Origin of the sequence: Pseudomonas sp. MF7453 (assembly GCF_016405455.1) — a bacterium.
Taxonomy (GTDB): Bacteria; Pseudomonadota; Gammaproteobacteria; order Pseudomonadales; family Pseudomonadaceae; genus Aquipseudomonas; species Aquipseudomonas paralactis.
This window is the reverse complement of sequence record NZ_JAEKCN010000013.1, coordinates 86,425-105,357: the sequence shown is the minus strand read 5'-3', so window position 1 is coordinate 105,357 and position 18,933 is coordinate 86,425. Positions and strand designations below refer to the sequence as shown.

Genomic DNA, 18,933 nt, shown 5'->3' with positions numbered 1-18,933 from the left:
ACGGTATATAACTATATTAAAGGTTAGACGGATAAATCTAGAACTTTTTATCGTTTTTACCGATCAGCAATCCTCACTGCGTCGACGCTGCAACGATGGCACCAGGTAAACCGGCACCGGAGACAGCTGCAATACGCGTGCAGCGGTGCGCCCCAGGGGCACGGCCACGCCGGTTGCCTGGCTATGACTTCCTACGATCAGCAAGTCGACGGAAAGTTTTCGCAGCTGGTCGAGAATCACCTCGCACGGATCCCCCTGGATCACTCTGACCGAACGAATCAATTGCAGGTCCTGCTCCCCTTCCCCCAACTCCTCGCGAAAGCCGTCCAATACGCGCTGTTCGATGGTTGCCATGACCGTGCTCAACCCCTGGCTCTGCCATTCGCTCAGGGCCTTCTCATCAAGGTAGCTCTGTAACACCGATTCGGCGAACAACCCAATGGGCTCGACCACATGGATCACATACAGGTCAGCCTTGAACGTTCGCGCCAGCGCCAGCGCATGTTGCATCACATACGGCGCATACAGACCCAGGTCCGTGGCATACAGCATCGAACGAATCATAGAACCTCCTGGGCTGCCAGGATGGCGGGGATTGAATGAGCTTAGCAGCTAGCTCTCGGTCTGGATTCTCAACTCGTTACTGATGCCATGGGGCACATGCCCGGTGGCTACCACCTCCCTGGCTTTCTCACAATGACCGGCCTGATCATCGAAAAACACATCGGCGGCAAAGGCCTCCAGGAAGGCGGATTTTTCCAGACCACCGAGAAACAGCGACTCGTCCAGGCGGATATCCCACTCACGCAGCGTACGAATCACACGCTCATGGGACGGGGCCGAACGTGCGGTGACCAGCGCCGTGCGGATCGGGCAGGCGTCATCGGCAAACTCGCGCTGCAACAGGTTGAGCGCCGCCAGAAAACCTTTGAACGGGCCGCCATGCAACGGCTGGCGCGCCGACTCGCGCTCGCTGGCCTGGAAGGCTGCCAACCCGCCGGCCTGGTAGACACGCTCGGACTCGTCGGAAAACAACACGGCGTCGCCGTCGAATGCGATGCGCAGTTCTTCGCTCGAAGCCCGGCGCGCACCGCCCGACAAGATCGTCGCCGCGGCAAAACCGGCGTCCAGGGCGCTGCGCACATCTTCAGCATGGGTCGAGAGAAACAGATGACAACCGAAGGCGGCCAAATAGGGATAGGGACTACGCCCGCCGACAAAAGCGGCGCGGGAAATATCCAGGCCGTAATGCTGGATCGAGTTGAACACCCGCAGCCCGGTATCGGCACTGTTGCGCGACACCAGCACCACCTCGACCCGCGCACGGCCCAAGCTGGCATTAAGGCTCAGCAGTTTCTTGACCAACGGGAAGGCGTCGCCGGGCTCAAGGGTTTCTTCCTCGTGTTCGATCTGGTATTTGCGGTAAGCCTCAACACCTTCAGCCAGGTAAACCTTGTGACTGTCACTGAGGTCGAACAGCGCCCGTGACGAAATCGCCAGCACCAGCTTGTCACCCAACGCCTTTGCCATGGTGTCTCCCTTCAGTCAGCCATTGTGCCGATCAATAAAACTCAAGGCCTGGTACAGCGCCTGCATTCGCGGCAGCTCACAACCGGCCGCCCTGGCGGCGGCCAGAGGCCGGGCGTAGATCGCCGCCAATTCCAACGGGCGCTTGTGCACGTGATCGTGATACATGCTGGGCAGGTAGTCGTCCATGGTTTCGGTCATGGTGAACATCTGTCCGGCGTAGCTGGCAGGAATGTCATGGCCACACGCATGAGCGCCTTGCACCACTTCGGCCATCAAGGCCTGGATCAATTCGCGGCTGGACTCATCGGCCATCATGGCCTTGGTACCCGTGCCCAGCAACACAGACAGGCCGTTATACGGCACGTTCCACACCAGCTTATGCCAGCGCGCCTGATGGACGTTGGCCATGGCCTGGGACTCGATGCCGGCGCGGTGAAACAACCCGGCGCCCTCTTCAACAATTGCCTTCTGCTGCGCCTCGTCGTTGGCGGCCGTACCGCTGTGATACCCCAGGTTGACCCGGCCCAGGGCCTGATGTTCGACCACACCCGGTGCGGATCGGTGCACGCCGATGTAGCACAGCCCGCCCAGCAGGTGCAGCGACGCGGGCAGATGTTCACGCAGACTGTCCTCCACATCGAGGCCGTTTTGCAGCAGCACCACCTTGGCGTTCGGCGCCGCGACCTGGGCGATGGTGGGCGCCAGGTCCACGTTGCCGGTGGACTTGGTGCCCACCAACAGCCAATCGCACGGCGGCATGTCGGCGGCGCAGGCATAGGCCTGAACCGGATGCAGGTGCAACTGGCCATGCACTGTGCTGTTGACGTGCAGGCCATGCTGACTGACCGCTGCATACTCGCTGCGCAGCAGGAAATGCACATCGAAGCCGGCGCGCGCCAACATCAAGCCGTAGTAACCGCCAATGGCACCGGTACCAATAATGCCAATGCGTGGCGACCGGGATGAAAGGGCTGTCATGGCAAATCCTCTGGTGTGCGGGTGAGCGCCTGATTTACAGATTCGGCGAGGTCGGCTGCCGTAAGCCGTGTCTGTAATTGCCCAAGGAACTGACCCTCGCACACCAGGAACAACGCCGGCAAATGAAAGATCTGGTAGCGTTCGACCGCACCGCCATTGTGCCCGGCATCGACCCAGCACACGCGGTCCACCGGCAACTGCCAGCTCGGCAGTTGCTGGCGCGCCCAACGGCAACTGGAGCAGCCGACACTGGTGAACACTACCAGCGAAATACCTGGCAATCCCAGCAATTGCTGGTCAATATCCAGGTCGGTCAATTCCAGTTCCTTCACTATACTGCTGCCACTGCCGTCAACCGGACGGCGCTCGGAGTCCGTGTACATGGGTCGTTTTTTACCTCACCCTGATGATGTCGCTGTCGAGTTGATCCAACGTCCCTCTCCTGCCCTGCCCCGCCAGCGCCTGCATACTATCGGCCGCGGCGGCGTCGCCTGCAATTGGCCGCGAGCCTGGCGCCCAGGCACGGCGGTCGACCTGCATATCCCCTCCCTGGGGCCAAGCGCCCGATATCCCGGCTATGTAGCCTGGTGCCGCAGAAGCGAAGACGCTTATCGCGTCGGCATATGCTTTACCGATGAGCACGCCTTGTTCGGTGCGCGTATGGGCGAGCAAGTGTGCCAGATTGAACGTTACTGCCGCCTGCACGAAAACGCCGAGCCAACACCTGCGCAACTGGAAGCCATGGCCCGTGATTGGGTGTCGCGCCACGCCGCCGAGTTCTCCCATGAGGCGGTTGTGCAGCCTGCGCTGGATTAAACCGGGCTTTGCCCATTGTCGCGGGCCCGTGTTACGCGCTAAGGTTCCTCCCCCCTGTATTCAAATCATGCTGTGCCCGCCGCACGGGGATAGCTGGCGGCCGGCACCCGTGACCCTGGCGAGTAACACGATGGCTGATTTACCGATCAATGACCTTAACGTCGAATCCAACGAGACCCTGATCACACCCGATCAGCTCAAGCGCGAAATCCCCCTGAGCGACGCTGCCCTGCAGACCGTCACCAAGGGTCGCGAAGTCATCCGTGACATTCTCGACGGCACCGACCACCGCCTCTTCGTGGTGATCGGGCCTTGCTCGATCCACGACCTCAAGGCTGCCCACGAATACGCCGAGCGTCTCAAGGTGCTGGCTGCGGAAGTGTCCGACACCCTGTACCTGGTGATGCGCGTCTATTTCGAAAAACCGCGTACCACCGTCGGCTGGAAAGGCTTGATCAACGACCCGTACCTGGACGACTCGTTCAAGATCCAGGACGGCTTGCACATCGGGCGCAAATTGTTGCTGGACCTGGCTGAAATGGGCCTGCCCACCGCTACCGAAGCACTGGACCCGATCTCCCCGCAGTATCTGCAGGACCTGATCAGTTGGTCGGCCATCGGCGCACGCACCACCGAATCGCAGACCCACCGCGAAATGGCGTCCGGCCTGTCTTCGGCCGTAGGCTTCAAAAACGGCACCGACGGCGGCCTGACTGTTGCGATCAACGCCTTGCAATCGGTCTCCAGCCCTCACCGTTTCCTGGGTATCAACCAGGAAGGCGGCGTCTCCATCGTCACCACCAAGGGCAACGCCTACGGTCACGTGGTGCTGCGCGGCGGCAACGGCAAGCCCAACTACGATTCGGTCAGTGTCGCCCTGTGCGAACAGGCGCTGAACAAAGCCAAGATCAAGCCAAACATCATGGTTGACTGCAGCCACGCCAACTCCAACAAGGATCCGGCCTTGCAGCCGCTGGTGATGGAAAACGTCGCCAACCAGATCCTGGAAGGTAACCAGTCAATCATCGGCTTGATGGTCGAAAGCCATCTGAACTGGGGTTGCCAGGCGATTCCAAAGGATCTGGCCGACTTGCAGTACGGCGTGTCGATCACCGATGCCTGCATCGACTGGGCGGCGACCGAAACCACTCTGCGCAGCATGCACGCCAAGCTCAAGGACGTGTTGCCCCAGCGCAAACGCACCTGAGCCAGCACCTGTTTCGCGCACACAAAAACGCCGGGCTAAGCCCGGCGTTTTTATTGGCAACTGGTCAGTTACAGCTTTGCAGCATGGCGCTGGTGGCGCTCCATGTAGCGTTCGACGTAAGAGCACGACGGGATCACCGTGTAGCCGGCCTCTTCGGCAAACTTCAGGGCTTCTTCGGTCAACGCGGCGGCAATGCCTCGTCCGCGCAGCGCATTGGGCACGAACGTGCGATAGATATCCAGGGTCTGCTTCCCGAGGTCCATATAGGTCAGATAGGCACGATGACCGTCCACATTGGTCTCGAACTGATGACCAGCCTGGTCATGGTGGATGGACAACGCCTCGCTCATCACTACTCCTCGCGGGTCTTGAATATTGACCCTACCTTACCGATGTTTTTCCGGCGAAGGAACATCTACGCCACCCCGTGCCGGTTTCGACAACGAGAAAACCGTGAGCGCTCACAGCCAGCACGTAGGGAATAGTAGGCACCAATCCTGCAATTGCTCAAGGCGCACTCATCATTCCCTGCCCCGGCTGGATATAGAAAGGGCCTCGATCAACCGTTGACCGATAGCCTGAACATTGCCGGCAGTTGAAGCTTGAGACGAACTGGCGCTCTTAAAGTCACCTCTAGATGCGCAAAAGATGCCAGCCCGAGTAAAGCCAAGCGCAACGAAAGTGCCCGCTTCGATATATAAATTTTCATCTATTTACAAGGCTTAACACATGCGGGCCGGCCCTTTCAGCCTGGATCCAATGCCTGTCGAGATGAAAAAACTGGACAGTTTTCATACAAACCTTCAAAAGGTTAGCCAAAATAGATTCGGCACAGGAATTTTTTTTGCTTCTTGCGCAACGTCAGTTTACTTACTACAAGTAATGGGTAGTATGTACGCCGGCTATTAGCTCACTCTGAGCAAGTAGCCATCTAATTGAAAGTCCTTGAAGGGGAACACGATGAACAACGTTCTGAAATTCTCTGCTCTGGCTCTGGCCGCAGTTCTGGCTACCGGTTGCAGCAGCGTCTCCAAAGAAACCGAAGCTCGTCTGACTGCAACTGAAGACGCAGCAGCTCGCTCCCAGGCTCGTGCAGACGAAGCCTACCGTAAAGCTGATGAAGCTCTGGCTGCTGCTCAAAAAGCACAACAGACTGCTGACGAAGCTAACGAGCGCGCTCTGCGCATGCTTGAAAAAGCAAGCCGCAAGTAATAATCCTTCGGGGTTGTTATCAAGCCGATCCATTTATGGGTCGGCTTTTTTTTGCCTTTGATTTGGCGTGTGCTACCTGTAGGAGCGAGCTGGCTCGCGAAGGTGGTCAACGATGACGCGGGCGTGCTGAATTACAGCGCCGCCCTTAAGTTTTTCGCGAGCAAGCTCGCTCCTACAGCAGGTTATCCTCCGTGCTGGAGGCCACCGGCGCCGCGCCCGGCACACCAATCTCGGTCGGTAAACCATCCTCGGCCGCGACCACGTCACGCACCTGGTCCCAGTTCACGCGCAGGTTGTTGGACAGGTCTTCACGCTTGAGCAACGCATTGATGACCGCCGTGTGCTTGTCGACCACCGAAGGCGTGCCGTCATCGTTCAACGGGGTATGGGCTTCAAGGTAGACCTTGCCCCCACTGCTGCCGAACTTGTAGGCGTCGTTGATGATGCGCACCGAGGTGCCCACCGGCACCATGCCGGCCATTTCCAGGACGTTGTTATTGAACATGCGGAAGCAGCCGTGGCTGGTACGCGTGCCGATACCAAACTTCATATTGGAGCCGTGGATCAGGTAACCCGGCGTGCCCAGGGTGAATTTGAACGGCCCCAGCGGGTTATCCGGACCGGCCGGCACCACATTGGGCAGCGGGTCACCATTGGCGGCGTGCTCGGCCTTGATCGAGGCCGGTGGCGTCCAGGTCGGGTTCGGCGTCTTGGCGATGATACTGGTGTGGGCGATCGGCGAGCCCCAGCCTTCACGGCCAATGCCCAGCGGGAAGGTATAGACGACGTCCTGGCCCTTTGGATAGTAGTAGAGCCGGTACTCGGCCAAATTGATCACGATGCCTTCCCGTGGCCCCGGCGGCAGGATAAAGCGCGTAGGCAGCACAATATCGGTGCCCGCACCCGGCAACCAGGCATCGACGCCGGGGTTGGCCGCGACCATTTCCGAGTACCCCAGGTCATAAGTGGTGCCCAGGTCGGCAAAGGTATCTTCGTACTTGGCCTTGATGACCTGGACCTGACCGACAATGTCCTCGCCTGGCGGCGGCAGGGGCAACTGCAAGGCTGCCGCCGAACCGGCCGCACAGAGCGCAGCGAGAGACAGGCAGCAGGTGACGACGGAAAGGCGCGACAACATCCGGAAAATCCTTCGCAAGACGACGGGTAGGAAAAATTGATTGTATACGGCTTCGCGGCGCCAGGCTTCAAGCTGTTTTATAACTCGAAACGCAGCTCCGGCCAGATCGGCGGTGTGCCGCGCTTTTGCGATTCCAGAATCGCTCGGCACAACGGGCACAGGCGCTGGTCCTGAAAGATCGAGCGACTCACCGACGACCAGCGTGGTTGTGCCGGCAATAAAGTGCCGCAGAGCGTACGGTCGATCGAGCCGCCCAACTCCAATTGACGCGCCACCAAATGCACCCGCACTTCCTGACAGGCGAACAGATCCAGCTGCTCGTCCGGCTCGATCAGTTGGTAGTTAAACAGGGACCAGGCAGGACGCGACATCAGGGGCTCCAAATCGGGGGGGCGCCACCTTAGCCGAAAGCCTGCCGGTAGAAAAGCGTCATAACAGCGGTTTTAGCGCCGGCCAGACATTTTCCAGTAACTTGCCTTGCGCCGCGACTGCCGGATGCAGTTGATCGGCCTGCATCAGCTCCGGGTGCCCCCCTACTCCTTCGAGGAAAAACGGCACCAGAGGGATGTCTTTTTCCTTGGCCAATGCACCGTAGACTTGGGCAAACGCGGTGGTGTATCGCGCCCCGTAATTGGGTGGCAATTGCATGCCCAACAGCAGCACTTTGGCACCACCGGCCCGGGACTGGTCGATCATCGAGGCAAGATTTTGTTGCAATTGCGCCGGTGGCTGGCCGCGCAACCCATCGTTGCCGCCCAACTCGATCACCACCACATCCGGTTTATGCGCTGCAAGCGCCGCCGGCAGCCGCGCGAGGCCTCCGGCACTGGTGTCACCACTGATGGAAGCATTGACCACTTTATCGTCAAAACCCTCCTGCTTGAGCCGTTGCTCCAGCAGCGCGACCCACCCTTTGCGGCTATCCAGGCCGAAACCGGCACTGATACTATCGCCAACGATCAGGACTGTACCCGCCGCTGCGTTCTGGGCCATGCACATCAAGGCCAGGCCAGCACTCAAAAACCACATTCGCATCGGATTCTCCATGGGCGCAAGCATTCTCACCGCGCGAAACCTTAGCAAAGTGGTTCCCAGCGCGGAAGGTGAACTGACTATCCTGCACGAACTGAGCCTGGAACTGAACAAGGGCGATAGCCTGGCTATCGTCGGCAGCTCCGGTTCCGGCAAATCCACCCTGCTGGGCCTGCTGGCCGGCCTCGACCTGCCCAGCAGCGGCGAAGTCACCCTGGCCGGGCAAGCACTGAGCACGCTCGACGAAGACCAGCGTGCACGCATCCGCGCCGAACATGTGGGTTTCGTCTTTCAATCCTTCCAACTGCTCGACAGCCTCAATGCGCTGGAAAACGTGATGCTGCCGCTGGAACTGGACGGCCGCAAGGACGCCCGCGAGCGCGCCCGACATCTGTTGGAGCGCGTGGGTCTGGGCCAGCGCCTGACTCACTCACCGCGCCAACTGTCCGGCGGCGAACAGCAGCGGGTCGCCATTGCTCGTGCGTTCGCCGCCGAACCAGATGTGCTGTTTGCCGACGAACCCACCGGCAACCTCGACAGCCATACCGGCGAGCGCATCAGCGACCTGCTGTTCGAACTCAATATAGAGAGCGGCACGACCCTGGTGCTGGTCACCCACGACGAGCGCCTGGCCCACCGTTGCCGACGCCTGATCCGCCTTGAAGCCGGCCTGATGGTCGCGCCCCTGGAGCCTTGATGGCACGTTTGCCGCTATTGCGCCTGTTCAGCCTTGCCATGCGCCAGTTACTGCGCGACGCCCGCGCAGGTGAATTGCGCGTGCTGTTCTTCGCCCTGCTGGTGGCCGTGGCTGCCAGCACCGCCATCGGCTACTTCGGTGCACGCCTCAACGGCGCCATGTTGTTGCGCGCCACCGAGTTCCTCGGCGCCGATCTGGTGCTCGAAGGCAGCTCACCAGCGCGCCCCGAGCAAATCAGGTCCGGGACCGAGCTGGGCCTGGATCACGCCCGCATCGTGGAGTTTTCCAGCGTTATCGCCGCAGACAACGGCATTCAGCTTTCCAGCATCAAGGCCGTCAACGAGCAGTACCCCTTGCGCGGCGAGTTGAAAAGCAGCGCCGAGCCCTTCGGTGCGCAGACGCCGGGCGGCGGCCCAAAACCCGGTGAAGCCTGGGTGGAAGCCAGGCTGCTGACCGCGCTGGACCTGAAAGTCGGCGACAGCATCGATGTCGGCCTGAAGACCCTGCGCCTGGCGCGCATCCTGACGTATGAGCCCGACCGCGCCGGCAATTTCTACAGCCTCACGCCCAGGGTGATGATCAACCTGACCGACCTGGACGCCACCGGTGTAGTCCAGCCGGGCAGCCGTGTGAGCTACCGCGAACTGTGGCGCGCCCCACAAGGCAGCTTGGCGCTGCAAACCTATCGCGACCTGATCAAGCCGGGCCTCGCTGCCAACCAGCGGCTGCAGGATTCGCGCGATGGCAACCAGCAGATCGGCGGCGCCCTGGGCAAGGCCGAGCGCTACCTGAACATGGCCAGCCTGGTGGCCGTGCTGCTGGCCGGCGTGGCCGTGGCGCTGTCGGCCAACCGCTTCGCCAGTCGACGTTTTGATGCCAGTGCGTTACTGCGTTGCCTGGGATTGTCACGACGTGAAGCCATGTTGCTGTTCAGCCTGCAACTGAGCGTACTGGGCTTGCTGGCAAGCCTGGTCGGCGCACTGCTCGGCTGGCTCGCACAATTTGGTTTGTTCTATTTCCTCCACGACCTGCTACCTGCCGATGTGCCGCCGGGCGGGTTGCTGCCGGCCGTCGCCGGGATCGGCACCGGGCTGGTCGCCCTCGCAGGCTTCGCCCTACCGCCACTGGCGGCGCTGGGTCGCGTACCGCCGCTGCGGGTTCTGCGCCGCGACTTGCTGCCCATTCCCTCAAGCACCTGGATGGTCTACGGCGCGGCGCTGTTTGCCCTGGGCCTGATCATGTGGCGCCTGAGCCTTGACCTGGTATTGACCTTCGCTCTGCTGGGCGGCGGCGTGGTCGCGGCATTGGTCCTTGGCGGCCTGTTGTTGGTGATGTTGCAGAGTCTGCGACGCCTACTGGCTCGCGCCTCCTTGCCCTGGCGCCTGGGCCTGGGCCAATTGCTGCGCCACCCGCTGGCGGCGGCAGGCCAATCCCTGGCGTTTGGCCTGATTCTGCTGTCCATGGGGCTGATCGCGCTGTTGCGCGGCGAGCTGCTCGACACCTGGCAAAATCAACTGCCCAAAGACGCGCCCAATTATTTCGCCTTGAATATCCTGCCGGCCGACAAGGACGCCTTTGGCGCCCGCCTGCTGGAAGTACAGGCGCAAGCGGCGCCGTTGTATCCGGTAGTGCCGGGGCGGTTGATCAGCATCAACGGCGAACCCGTGCAAGAGATTGTCAGCAAGGACTCCAGTGGCGACCGTGCCGTTCAACGCGACCTGAGCCTGACGTGGGCTGCCGATTTGCCTGCGGGTAACGTCCTGACTGCGGGCGCCTGGTGGTCGGCGCAACCCAGCGATGAGATTCCTGGTGTGTCGGTGGAAGCCAAAGTGGCCGAGAGCCTGAAACTCAAGCTCAACGACCATTTGCTGTTCACCATCGGCGGGGAAAACCGCGAGGCACGGGTCACCAGCCTGCGGACTATCAACTGGGATAATTTCCAGCCCAACTTCTTCATGATCTTCCAGCCCGGCACCCTGAAAGACTTACCCGCGACCTACCTGACCAGCTTCTACCTGGCACCCGGTCACGACCAACAGATCGTCGACCTGTCACGGGCCTTCCCGGCGGTCACTATCCTGCAGGTCGAGGCGTTGCTGGAGCAGTTACGCAGCATCCTTGCCCAAGTGACCCTGGCGGTGGAGTACGTGCTGTTGTTTGTATTGGCGGCAGGCATGGCAGTGTTGTTCTCAGGTTTGCAGGCCACTCTGGACGAACGCATCCGCCAAGGTGCCTTGTTGCGAGCCCTGGGTGCCGAGCGCAAGTTGCTGATCAAAGCGCGGCGCATCGAGTTCGGCCTGCTGGGTGCCGTCAGTGGCCTGCTGGCGGCATTAGGTACCGAACTGGTGACGTGGGTGCTGTACCGCTACGCCTTCGATCTGGCGTGGCATCCCCACCCGTGGCTGTTACTGCTACCCGTGATCGGCGCCATGCTGATCGGCGCTGCCGGGGTATTCGGCACGCGTCGCGCACTGAATGCCAGCCCGCTGACTGTATTGCGCGAAGGCTGAAACCTGGCTGGCCCGTGCTCGGTTCAGAGCGCGGGCCATTATGCCGGCTTCACATATTCAATCCTGGTGATCCACCAACACACCTCGCCGCCGGGGGTGTGCACGATTGCCTCGTCGTCCACCTCCTTGCGCAGCAGAGCCCGTGCCATGGGTGAGTCGATGGAGATGTAATCCATACGGTCATAAATCTCGTCATAACCCACGATACGAAAACGCTTGGTGTCACCCTGTTCGTTTTCGATTTCGACCCATGCACCGAAAAACACCTTGCCCTCCTGCTCGGGCATGTATTCCACCACGCGCATGTCTTCCAGGCGTTTACGCAGGTAGCGCACCCGCCGGTCGATCTCGCGCAGCAGTTTCTTGTTGTACTGGTAGTCCGCGTTCTCACTGCGATCCCCCAGGGAGGCTGCCCACGTCACTTTGCGCGTAGTGTCTGGACGCTTTTCCCGCCACAGGTAATCCAACTCTTTTTTAAGCGCTTCATGGCCTTCTTTGGTAATCAGCTTGGTACTCAAACGCTTGCATCCCCAGGCAGTGTCCAATGGTGCCAAATACGCCTGGCATCATGCCCAGGCGTTGGCTGGCTGGGGGTGATGATAAATGAACCTGAGCGGCGAGCCCATCGGCTTATCCCTGGCCCTCCAGGACCTGATCCAGGCCAAAGAGCGTACCGTGCAGATGCTGGCGCACGCCTGACAGCTGCGACATCATCATCGCCAGCTTTTCCGCCTTTTGGTTAACCTCTGATTGCTGCTCCAGCAGTTGAGTATGACGCTGCTCCAACTCTCGGTGTTTTTCGTCCAATCGGCTTTGCTGCTCTTGCAGCCGCACCTGCCACTGCTCAAGTTGCTCTTCCTTTTCGAGGACAGCGCGTTTTTTTTGCGTCAGCTCCTGAGCGACCTTGGCGAGATTGCTCAGGGTGCTGTCCATCTCAAGCAAAGACTCTTGCTCCAGCGGCGCAGGCTCTTCAAACGTTGGGATTTCACGCTGTTCAACCTGAAAAGGCACCTTAACTGCCTCAGCGGGCGGCTCCGGCATTTCAACAAACGACGGCAGTGGTTCTTCCACGATATCTTCAACCACAGGCTGTGGCGCAATCTGAGGAGGGCTTGGGTTGCGTGGAGGCGCGACCATTTGTGATGAGAAACGAATCGACGGCACGATCACCGCACTACTTTCGATGGCAGGCAACGCAGGGGCTGACATGCCCAGGGTAATCACCTTCATCACCAATGCTTTTTTGATGATCACCGAGTGATGATCCTCGGGTCGGGCAGGCGGCAACCTGCAGCCCTTAAGGTCAATGAAATGGAACGGAACCTGGGGCTCGGCAGCCGGAATCGCCTTGGACCCTGGTGCCGCCGCCAGCGTCAGAACCTGCTTGAAGACCTGCATCGCCACCTGCAAATCCTCCTTCGAATCAACGCCGCCCAGGAAATAGCGTTCAAGCTTTTTACGCAGAACGGCGATGTAGACCCTGGAATGACCGGGTTCGGCTTCTTCATCGAGGCTATACACAAGAAAGTTGGAAGCCGTTTGAGCGACAGCAAACCCACAGAGCAAAGCGCCATTTACAGGCGCCTGCGCGTCGCTGCGCTCAAGAACAAGAGTACGTAGAAGCATCATGGCAATCAGGCCTCGTTACAAAAGAGAAAACCTTATATAAACATCAGATAAACATCCGAACATTAATAAGCCCTCCAAACAAAACAATTGTTTCAGCGAATTATCGAGTCGAACGTAGGATTCTTCTTATAAGTCGCGCTACGCGTTCCCAACTACAACTAATGAACGTACCCTTTTTAGGGCGCCTTCCTATACAGCCGCCGCCTCTCACCCGCCCCGCGCACTTATTCGGTAACGACATGATCGAGATAAGCAACTTAACAAAACAGTTGGGCAGAACACGCGCAATCACTAACATTTCCTTCAGTGCGCAGCATCAGGAATGCGTGGGTCTGCTGGGGGAAAGTGGTGCGGGCAAAACAACCTTATTGAACTTGATCGCCGGTACAATCAAACCGACTTCAGGGCAAATCAACATTCTGGGATTCAATACCTCAACCCATTCACTTCAAACAAAAAAAGCCATTGGCTATCAGCTTCAGGGTGGACTCACCCACCACAGAATGTCCGTCAAAAACATACTTAATTTTATTGCGGCCATCCACGGTTTGAGGGGGCTCGAAAAGCGCAGCCAGGTAGAGCAGGCGGCCGCACGGCTGGATTTGATGCCCGTGCTCGACTGCCCCGTCGACATACTGCCCCCTGGATTCAAGCGCAGGGTTGCACTGGCCCAGGCTTTGCTCCACTCCCCAAGCCTGCTCCTGCTCGATGAACCCACACAAGGGCTATGCCCTGATCAACGGCTCAAGTTCAGCGCACTCATCAAGTCCCTGAGCGAGGACATGACGATCATTATCGCCTCCCGCCAGTACCACGAACTGACGGACATGTGCAGCCGTGCCCTGGTCATCGCCGGTGGGCGCCTGGCCGCCGATGCTTCGCTGGCGGATCTGCAGCGCAGTTCCCGGCATTTTCAGGCTGTGACCCTGGCGTCAGACAGCCCGTTGGATTTACTCGCACTGGCCGTATTACCCGGTGTCGCGGGCATTGAGGAAGACCGCCATGCCCAGGGCAAAGTGACTGTCCTGGCCATGCCCGGGCACTCCATCTTCCCCGCCATTAACGCGCTTATCGCACACCGCGGCTGGAACATAACGTCATTGAGCCTGGAGCCGGGTCGCCTGAGCGATGTGGTTCACCATCTGAGCCAGGAGGTATCTGCTTGAGACTGCTACCTGTTATTTTCAAGCGTCAACTCGCCAGTTATGCTTCCTCACCAAGCACTTACCTGAGTGTGGCGGTTTTCCTCGTACTGTGTGCGACATTGGGATTGGACGCCCAGCACTGGATGGAGCGAAACAGCAGCGATTTGCAGGTTTTCTTCGAACTGCACCCCTGGCTCTATCTATTGTTAATACCCATTTTATCGACGCAGTTGTGGTCGGATGAATACAACAACAGCTTTTGCGACACGCTGAAATCCTTGCCTGTCACCGCCACGGAACTGGTGATCGGAAAATTTATGGCCGCCTGGACCGTCTGCGCACTTGCATTAATGTTTAATTTCCCTCTGGTGATCGTGGTCAACTATCTGGGCACGCCGGATAATTCCGTTATCGCGTCACAATTCCTGGCCAGTTGGCTACTGGCCGGAAGTTATCTCTCGGCAGGCTGCTTCATCTGTGTACTTGCCAAACAACGCATCGTAATTTTCCTGCTCACACTGGGCTTATTGCTGATCGCCAGCGCGCTTTCCTCAATGCTGGATGCACTTGATAACCAGGCACCCATTTGGATTATCGACAGCCTGATGTCCCTTGATCCTATTGCTCGCTTTAGCACGATGGATAACGGCAAACTGACACTGCATGACGGCTTGTACTTTATAAGCATGATCCTGGCTTTTCTCTTTGCGACGACCATCACACTCAACTACAAGAACAGCTGAGAAGGAAAGCCACTGATGGGATCCGCTCTTCGTGCGGGTATGACATTACTTGTCATATCGCTACTGTTTCTGGCCTTCAATCTGGTCTGGGTACCGAAACTACCCAATGTCCGTTGGGACGTTTCATACACACAAATGCATACCTTATCGCCATCGACGCGCCAACTGCTGACAACACTTGAACACCCACTGGACCTGTATTACTTCAATGCCATCAATGCCCCTCAACGGAGCCAGGCGATGAGTCGTTACGGCCGTCGCGTTGAAGACATGCTCAAGGAAGTCGAAAAAGCGGCCAACGGCATGATCAATCTACATGTCATCAATCCAACGCCTTTTTCAGAAGATGCTTACAAAGCCGGTTTGTTTGGCCTGGATGACACGCAAGGATTCCAGGGCCTTATTGGCACCCGTGCCGGCCATAGCGCGCAACGCATTGACCTGTTCAGTCCCGAACATGAGCCTTTGCTTGAATATGAAATCAGCCACCTGCTCCACAAACTCACGCACCCTGAACGCCCTACTATCGGCCTGCTGTCAGGGCTGGCGCTGGATGAACCTGCCGGCGAACTACTGGAACAGATGCGCGAACAATTCAACGTGGTGGAACTGGCACCGACCATCGCTCAAGTGCCGTCATCGATAACTGCTTTGATGGTCGTACAGCCGCGCGCCCTGCCCGAGCGGGCCCTGTATGCCATTGAGCAAGCGCTAATGAGAGGTGCGAAGCTGATGGTCTTTATCGACCCGGTGAGTGAGATAGCGGCGCAAGCCATATCGACCAATGCCAGACTGGATGCGCTGCTCACCGCATGGGGTATACAAATGCCTGCGGACACGCTGTTGGTCGACAATCTTTACGCTTCGTCGGCTACGCCCGGCCCCGGAATGCCAAAGGTATTGCACCCGGCCCGGCTGGAACTTCCACGACAGGCAGTGAACCCGACGGATCCGAGCACCTGGAAAGTGGATGCCGTAACCGTGTCCAGCAGCGGCGCACTCTCTCTGTCCAACAACAATCGTACGCTGCTGACCCCGTTGTTGCAGAGCTCCCGACAGTCCGCGCTGGTGGATGCAGAGCGCTTTGCGTCTGCGACCACCTTCGACTCACTCATCGATGAAACCGCCACCACAGGAGAGCGCCACGTGATCGCCGCCCGCGTTGAGGGTCCCGCTTATTCGGTGTTTCCCGACGGTTTCAAGGACCTGCCACCGGGGATGCAACGAGCCGAGCAGATCCAAGTGGTGGTCGTGGCCGACACCGACGTGCTCGCCAACGCTGTCAACACTGCTCAGCCCAACGGCAACACGCAATTTGTACTCAATACGCTGGATAACCTGGCAGCCCCGGAGATACTCAGGCGCATCCAACCGCGCGTTATTACCCAGCCACTGCACAGGCTCGAACACATGCGCGAAGAAGCCGCGCAGGCTTATCGCAAAAGTGCGGTTGAACTGGAGCGACGACACGAGCACACAGAGCAAGCCTGGCAAAGGCTGAATCCAGAGCACGCAAGCCTGGTCACACAGGCCGTGGATACCAACACCCAGTTGCAGGCACTCAACAAGGAGCGCCTGCAATTGCCCATCGAGTTGCACGCACTCAAGGCCCAGGCATACGCGCCGTTGCAGCGCTTCGAGCGATACCTGAAAGGGCTGATGATCGCCACGATGCCGTTACTGTTATGCCTGATTGCCTGGAGCCTTGTCCTTCATCAGCGTCGACGCCGATCAGCCGCGCCAGCGGCCTATGACTGACCACTCAACGCCGAGCAATCAACCCCTGGCGGGCGATGCGCGTCAGTTGGTGGATCACTTCATGGGCGTCGCCAGCACTGGGCGCCTGGATCACTGCAAGGTCGAAACTATTGCTGGCAAAACGAGCCAGGGATTCGCCGTCCTCGACAAACTGGATCAGGAACGCCGAGGGCCGACCGCTACGGCGTGGCCAGCCGTCCAGATAACGCAGGAGCGTCGGCTGGTGTTTACCGCCCAAGAGGATTTTTGGGTTGCGTTGAGTCAGGTCCGCAGTAATCGGGGCCAGGCGTATGAGAGGGCGTGGTGCATTCATCGTGTCGTGTCTCTGCCTCAAAAGTCTGCGGGCAGGTGAGAGGCAACACCGAACCAGCGCTTTAGCGGTATTTCGAAGAGTGCCCTGGGCAAGGATACGTACTTCTGTCGGGCTGCATTGAGTCCCAGTGGCGCCCCGCAATTAGCTGTTTAAATCGGCGCATGAGCAGCATCCTAGAGAAGCCGGTGGGGCAGTGTCAAGAATCCCGAGCAACGAAAAGGCCCGCAGATGCGGGCCTTTTCCGGGACATACAGACTGATCAGTCAGTGATCGCGCGGTCAACCGACAGTTTGCCGGCGCCTTCGAGCAACACCGCCAGCGCCCCGCCGAGCAAGGCCAATGCAAATTCATAACCGTTGTTGGCCATGAACAGACCGTTGTGGATATGCACCGAGAAGATCGCCACCAGCGTGAGGAAGGTCAGGCCCAATGCCGCCGGGCGAGCGAGCAAACCAATGATCAGGGCCAGGCCGGCGAAAAACTCGGTACCGCCCGACAACACTGCCATCAGGGTGCCCGGCGTCAGGCCGAGGCTTTCCATGAATTGAGCAGTACCCGCCAGGCCACCGCCGCCAAACCAGCCGAACAGTTTTTGCGAACCGTGGGCGGCAAAGATGATGCCGACGAAGATGCGCAGGATGGTCAGGCCGTAACCGGCACGGGTGGACAGGACGCGTGTAATCATTGGGCTCATTTAAGTAAATCCTTTTCCAGGTAGGGGTTGGTTGGCCGCTATATTAATCAGTTTAAGCAATGATAAAAGCGCAAATATTGCCTAATTAATATCGATAAAATTGATTATTTGCGTGAGGCAATTTTAGCTGCCGGCGGCTCCAGGGACTCTCGCTCCCGGTCGAACGCCAAGTAATACTTGTTGACGCTATTAACATAGCTGACGCCGCCCATCCCCACCTGCTCCATGGCGATGCGTTCAACCTGGAAGAACCATTGATTGGGGTTCAGCCCGCGACGCCTGGCCTCGGTGCGCATCCCCTGCACCCGCTCCGGGCCCATGTTGTAGGCCGCCAGCACAAAGGCCATGCGCTCGCGCTCGTTGAGCTTGGGGCTGGAGAAAAATTTACGCCGGATCATCGCCAGGTAACGTGCGCCGGCTTGCACATTGCTGTCGAGACTCTCGATATTGTTGACCCCCACCCGTTGCGCCGCCGAAGGCGTGATTTGCATCAGGCCGGTCGGGCCACCGCTATTGCGTGCGCCAGGGTCCAGGGAGGACTCCTTGAACGCCAAGGCCGCCAGGTTCAGCCAGTCCATCCCTTGCTCGCGTGCATGTTTTTGCAGGACCGGGCGCAGTTTTTCCAAACGCTGGCGGTCGGCGCGCGCCAGCGGGTTGCGCACCTGGTAGAGACGTCGGTAGATGCGCTGGAATGCCACGTCCTGATCGGCGGGGGTTCGATAGGTCTTGAGAAATCGGTCAATGCTGGCGCGCAGCATCGAAGCGTCCTGGCGCACAAACCAGAATTCGTCACCCGGCTCGCTGATCACCACCTGCTTGTCAAAGCGCAGCTTGGGCAGGATTTTCGACCAGCGCTCGGCAATCGGTTTTTCAACGATCGTCAGATGAAAAATCCCGGCCTGCACCATCTCCAGTACATCCTCTACCGCCAGGCTCGGGTCAACCCACTCCACCTTCACCGGCGCTCGCTTGTGCAGCGCCAGTTTCTGATTGACCTGACTGATGGCATCCGCCGCCGCACTGCCGGTAGTCAGTGTCAGTGTGCGACCAGACAGTTGCTCCAACTTGGTAAACCTTCGCTCTCCCTTGACGCCGACCAGCCATAACGGCACATCGCTGACAATCGGCTCGCTGGCGCTGATTTTGTGTACGGCCTTCACATCCAGCAACTCGCCGGGCGCTACCAGGTCGCCTTCGCCACGGGCCAACGCGCCGAGTAACTGGTCCTTGGCCTTGGGGATAATCTTGAGGTTGATTGCCTGGCCATCGCGGGCATGACCGTTGAGGTACTGCTCGAAGGCGCGCAACCGATGGTATTCGACGCCGATGGCCTGGCCCTGAACTTCACCGGAACTGTTGCGGCTCTGGTTGACCAGTACGCGCAAGGTGCGACTGGAACGAATCTGCGCCAGGTCACGCACCTTGCCGGGCTTGGTGACTTCCAGCGGCCCATCCAAACGTGCGACCGCGGCCATGGGCAGCAGCAACGTCAGGCACAACACAAGCAACGCCGAGGGTCGGATCATCCGCT

21 protein-coding genes are annotated in these 18,933 nt (G+C 59.1%); 8 read left to right on the top strand and 13 right to left on the bottom strand.

Annotated elements, in window-relative coordinates; genetic code table 11:
- Positions 1-63: 63 nt before the first annotated feature.
- The 4 genes from JFT63_RS20510 to JFT63_RS20495 are packed head-to-tail and all read right to left on the bottom strand — an operon-like array spanning position 64 to position 2,891.
- Positions 64-564 carry a universal stress protein gene (locus JFT63_RS20510; protein WP_057703776.1) on the bottom strand — a complete coding sequence of 167 codons (501 nt, stop codon included), beginning with the start codon at positions 562-564 and terminating at the stop codon, positions 64-66.
- 48 nt (positions 565-612) lie between these two features.
- Positions 613-1,530 (bottom strand): 5'-nucleotidase, encoded by a 918-nt coding sequence (locus JFT63_RS20505; protein ID WP_057703777.1) that lies wholly within the window; start codon positions 1,528-1,530, stop codon positions 613-615.
- A 15-nt stretch (positions 1,531-1,545) separates the two neighbouring features.
- The gene (locus tag JFT63_RS20500) at positions 1,546-2,508 is read right to left on the bottom strand and encodes a putative 2-dehydropantoate 2-reductase (RefSeq protein WP_057703778.1); all 963 of its coding nucleotides are present in this window, start codon (positions 2,506-2,508) and stop codon (positions 1,546-1,548) included.
- The gene (locus JFT63_RS20495) at positions 2,505-2,891 is read right to left on the bottom strand and encodes a thioredoxin family protein (protein ID WP_057703779.1); all 387 of its coding nucleotides are present in this window, start codon (positions 2,889-2,891) and stop codon (positions 2,505-2,507) included. The genes JFT63_RS20500 and JFT63_RS20495 overlap by 4 nt, the downstream gene beginning before the upstream one ends.
- On the opposite strand from JFT63_RS20495, the gene JFT63_RS20490 reads away from it, so the two are divergent.
- Together JFT63_RS20490 and JFT63_RS20485 are read left to right on the top strand one after the other, a co-directional pair.
- Positions 2,890-3,324: a PilZ domain-containing protein gene (locus tag JFT63_RS20490; protein ID WP_057703780.1), complete on the top strand. Its 435-nt coding sequence runs from the start codon at positions 2,890-2,892 to the stop codon at positions 3,322-3,324. The two genes, JFT63_RS20495 and JFT63_RS20490, sit on opposite strands and share 2 nt — an antisense overlap.
- Positions 3,325-3,454: 130 nt before the next feature.
- Positions 3,455-4,531: a 3-deoxy-7-phosphoheptulonate synthase gene (locus JFT63_RS20485; protein WP_057703781.1), complete on the top strand. Its 1,077-nt coding sequence runs from the start codon at positions 3,455-3,457 to the stop codon at positions 4,529-4,531.
- Positions 4,532-4,599: 68 nt separating this feature from the next.
- Here JFT63_RS20485 and JFT63_RS20480 read toward each other — a convergent pair whose 3' ends face one another.
- Positions 4,600-4,881, bottom strand: a complete 282-nt coding sequence (locus JFT63_RS20480) for a GNAT family N-acetyltransferase (protein WP_003189869.1) — start codon at positions 4,879-4,881, stop codon at positions 4,600-4,602.
- A gap of 610 nt (positions 4,882-5,491) precedes the next feature.
- Here JFT63_RS20480 and oprI point away from each other — a divergent pair.
- Complete coding sequence (oprI, locus tag JFT63_RS20475; RefSeq protein ID WP_003172710.1) at positions 5,492-5,743, top strand: outer membrane lipoprotei OprI; 252 nt, start codon at positions 5,492-5,494, stop codon at positions 5,741-5,743.
- A gap of 172 nt (positions 5,744-5,915) precedes the next feature.
- Here oprI and JFT63_RS20470 read toward each other — a convergent pair whose 3' ends face one another.
- The 3 genes from JFT63_RS20470 to JFT63_RS20460 form a co-directional block, all read right to left on the bottom strand.
- Positions 5,916-6,881 carry a L,D-transpeptidase family protein gene (locus JFT63_RS20470; protein ID WP_057703782.1) on the bottom strand — a complete coding sequence of 322 codons (966 nt, stop codon included), beginning with the start codon at positions 6,879-6,881 and terminating at the stop codon, positions 5,916-5,918.
- A gap of 77 nt (positions 6,882-6,958) precedes the next feature.
- Complete coding sequence (locus tag JFT63_RS20465) at positions 6,959-7,252, bottom strand: hypothetical protein (protein ID WP_057703783.1); 294 nt, start codon at positions 7,250-7,252, stop codon at positions 6,959-6,961.
- 58 nt (positions 7,253-7,310) lie between these two features.
- Positions 7,311-7,916, bottom strand: coding sequence for an arylesterase (locus JFT63_RS20460; protein WP_186562161.1), 606 nt, complete (start codon positions 7,914-7,916; stop codon positions 7,311-7,313).
- A gap of 10 nt (positions 7,917-7,926) precedes the next feature.
- Between JFT63_RS20460 and JFT63_RS20455 the strand changes: the two genes are divergently transcribed.
- Positions 7,927-8,610 (top strand): ABC transporter ATP-binding protein, encoded by a 684-nt coding sequence (locus JFT63_RS20455; protein ID WP_057703785.1) that lies wholly within the window; start codon positions 7,927-7,929, stop codon positions 8,608-8,610.
- Positions 8,610-11,120: an ABC transporter permease gene (locus JFT63_RS20450; protein WP_198844626.1), complete on the top strand. Its 2,511-nt coding sequence runs from the start codon at positions 8,610-8,612 to the stop codon at positions 11,118-11,120. Before JFT63_RS20455 ends, JFT63_RS20450 begins: the two co-directional genes overlap by 1 nt.
- Before the next feature lie 38 nt (positions 11,121-11,158).
- Here the strand turns inward: JFT63_RS20450 and greB are convergent, their stop codons facing one another.
- The gene (gene greB / locus JFT63_RS20445; RefSeq protein ID WP_057703851.1) at positions 11,159-11,638 is read right to left on the bottom strand and encodes a transcription elongation factor GreB; all 480 of its coding nucleotides are present in this window, start codon (positions 11,636-11,638) and stop codon (positions 11,159-11,161) included.
- Positions 11,639-11,750: 112 nt separating this feature from the next.
- Positions 11,751-12,749 (bottom strand): hypothetical protein, encoded by a 999-nt coding sequence (locus JFT63_RS20440; RefSeq protein WP_198844625.1) that lies wholly within the window; start codon positions 12,747-12,749, stop codon positions 11,751-11,753.
- 239 nt (positions 12,750-12,988) lie between these two features.
- On the opposite strand from JFT63_RS20440, the gene JFT63_RS20435 reads away from it, so the two are divergent.
- From JFT63_RS20435 to JFT63_RS20425, 3 genes are read left to right on the top strand one after another with little or no spacing between them, the layout of a single operon-like run.
- Complete coding sequence (locus JFT63_RS20435) at positions 12,989-13,915, top strand: ABC transporter ATP-binding protein (RefSeq protein WP_057703788.1); 927 nt, start codon at positions 12,989-12,991, stop codon at positions 13,913-13,915.
- The gene (locus JFT63_RS20430) at positions 13,912-14,637 is read left to right on the top strand and encodes an ABC-2 transporter permease (protein WP_198844624.1); all 726 of its coding nucleotides are present in this window, start codon (positions 13,912-13,914) and stop codon (positions 14,635-14,637) included. The genes JFT63_RS20435 and JFT63_RS20430 overlap by 4 nt, the downstream gene beginning before the upstream one ends.
- Positions 14,638-14,652: 15 nt before the next feature.
- Positions 14,653-16,395, top strand: a complete 1,743-nt coding sequence (locus tag JFT63_RS20425; RefSeq protein ID WP_198844623.1) for a Gldg family protein — start codon at positions 14,653-14,655, stop codon at positions 16,393-16,395.
- A gap of 4 nt (positions 16,396-16,399) precedes the next feature.
- On the opposite strand, the gene JFT63_RS20420 is transcribed toward JFT63_RS20425, so the two are convergent.
- The 3 genes from JFT63_RS20420 to JFT63_RS20410 all read right to left on the bottom strand — a co-directional run bounded on the left by JFT63_RS20420 (position 16,400) and on the right by JFT63_RS20410 (position 18,928).
- On the bottom strand, positions 16,400-16,708 hold the full coding sequence (locus tag JFT63_RS20420; protein WP_186562153.1) for a class I SAM-dependent methyltransferase: 309 nt from the start codon (positions 16,706-16,708) through the stop codon (positions 16,400-16,402).
- A gap of 259 nt (positions 16,709-16,967) precedes the next feature.
- On the bottom strand, positions 16,968-17,402 hold the full coding sequence (locus JFT63_RS20415; RefSeq protein ID WP_032877146.1) for a DoxX family protein: 435 nt from the start codon (positions 17,400-17,402) through the stop codon (positions 16,968-16,970).
- Between the two features lie 104 nt (positions 17,403-17,506).
- Positions 17,507-18,928 carry a transglycosylase SLT domain-containing protein gene (locus JFT63_RS20410; RefSeq protein WP_057703793.1) on the bottom strand — a complete coding sequence of 474 codons (1,422 nt, stop codon included), beginning with the start codon at positions 18,926-18,928 and terminating at the stop codon, positions 17,507-17,509.
- Positions 18,929-18,933 lie beyond the last annotated feature (5 nt).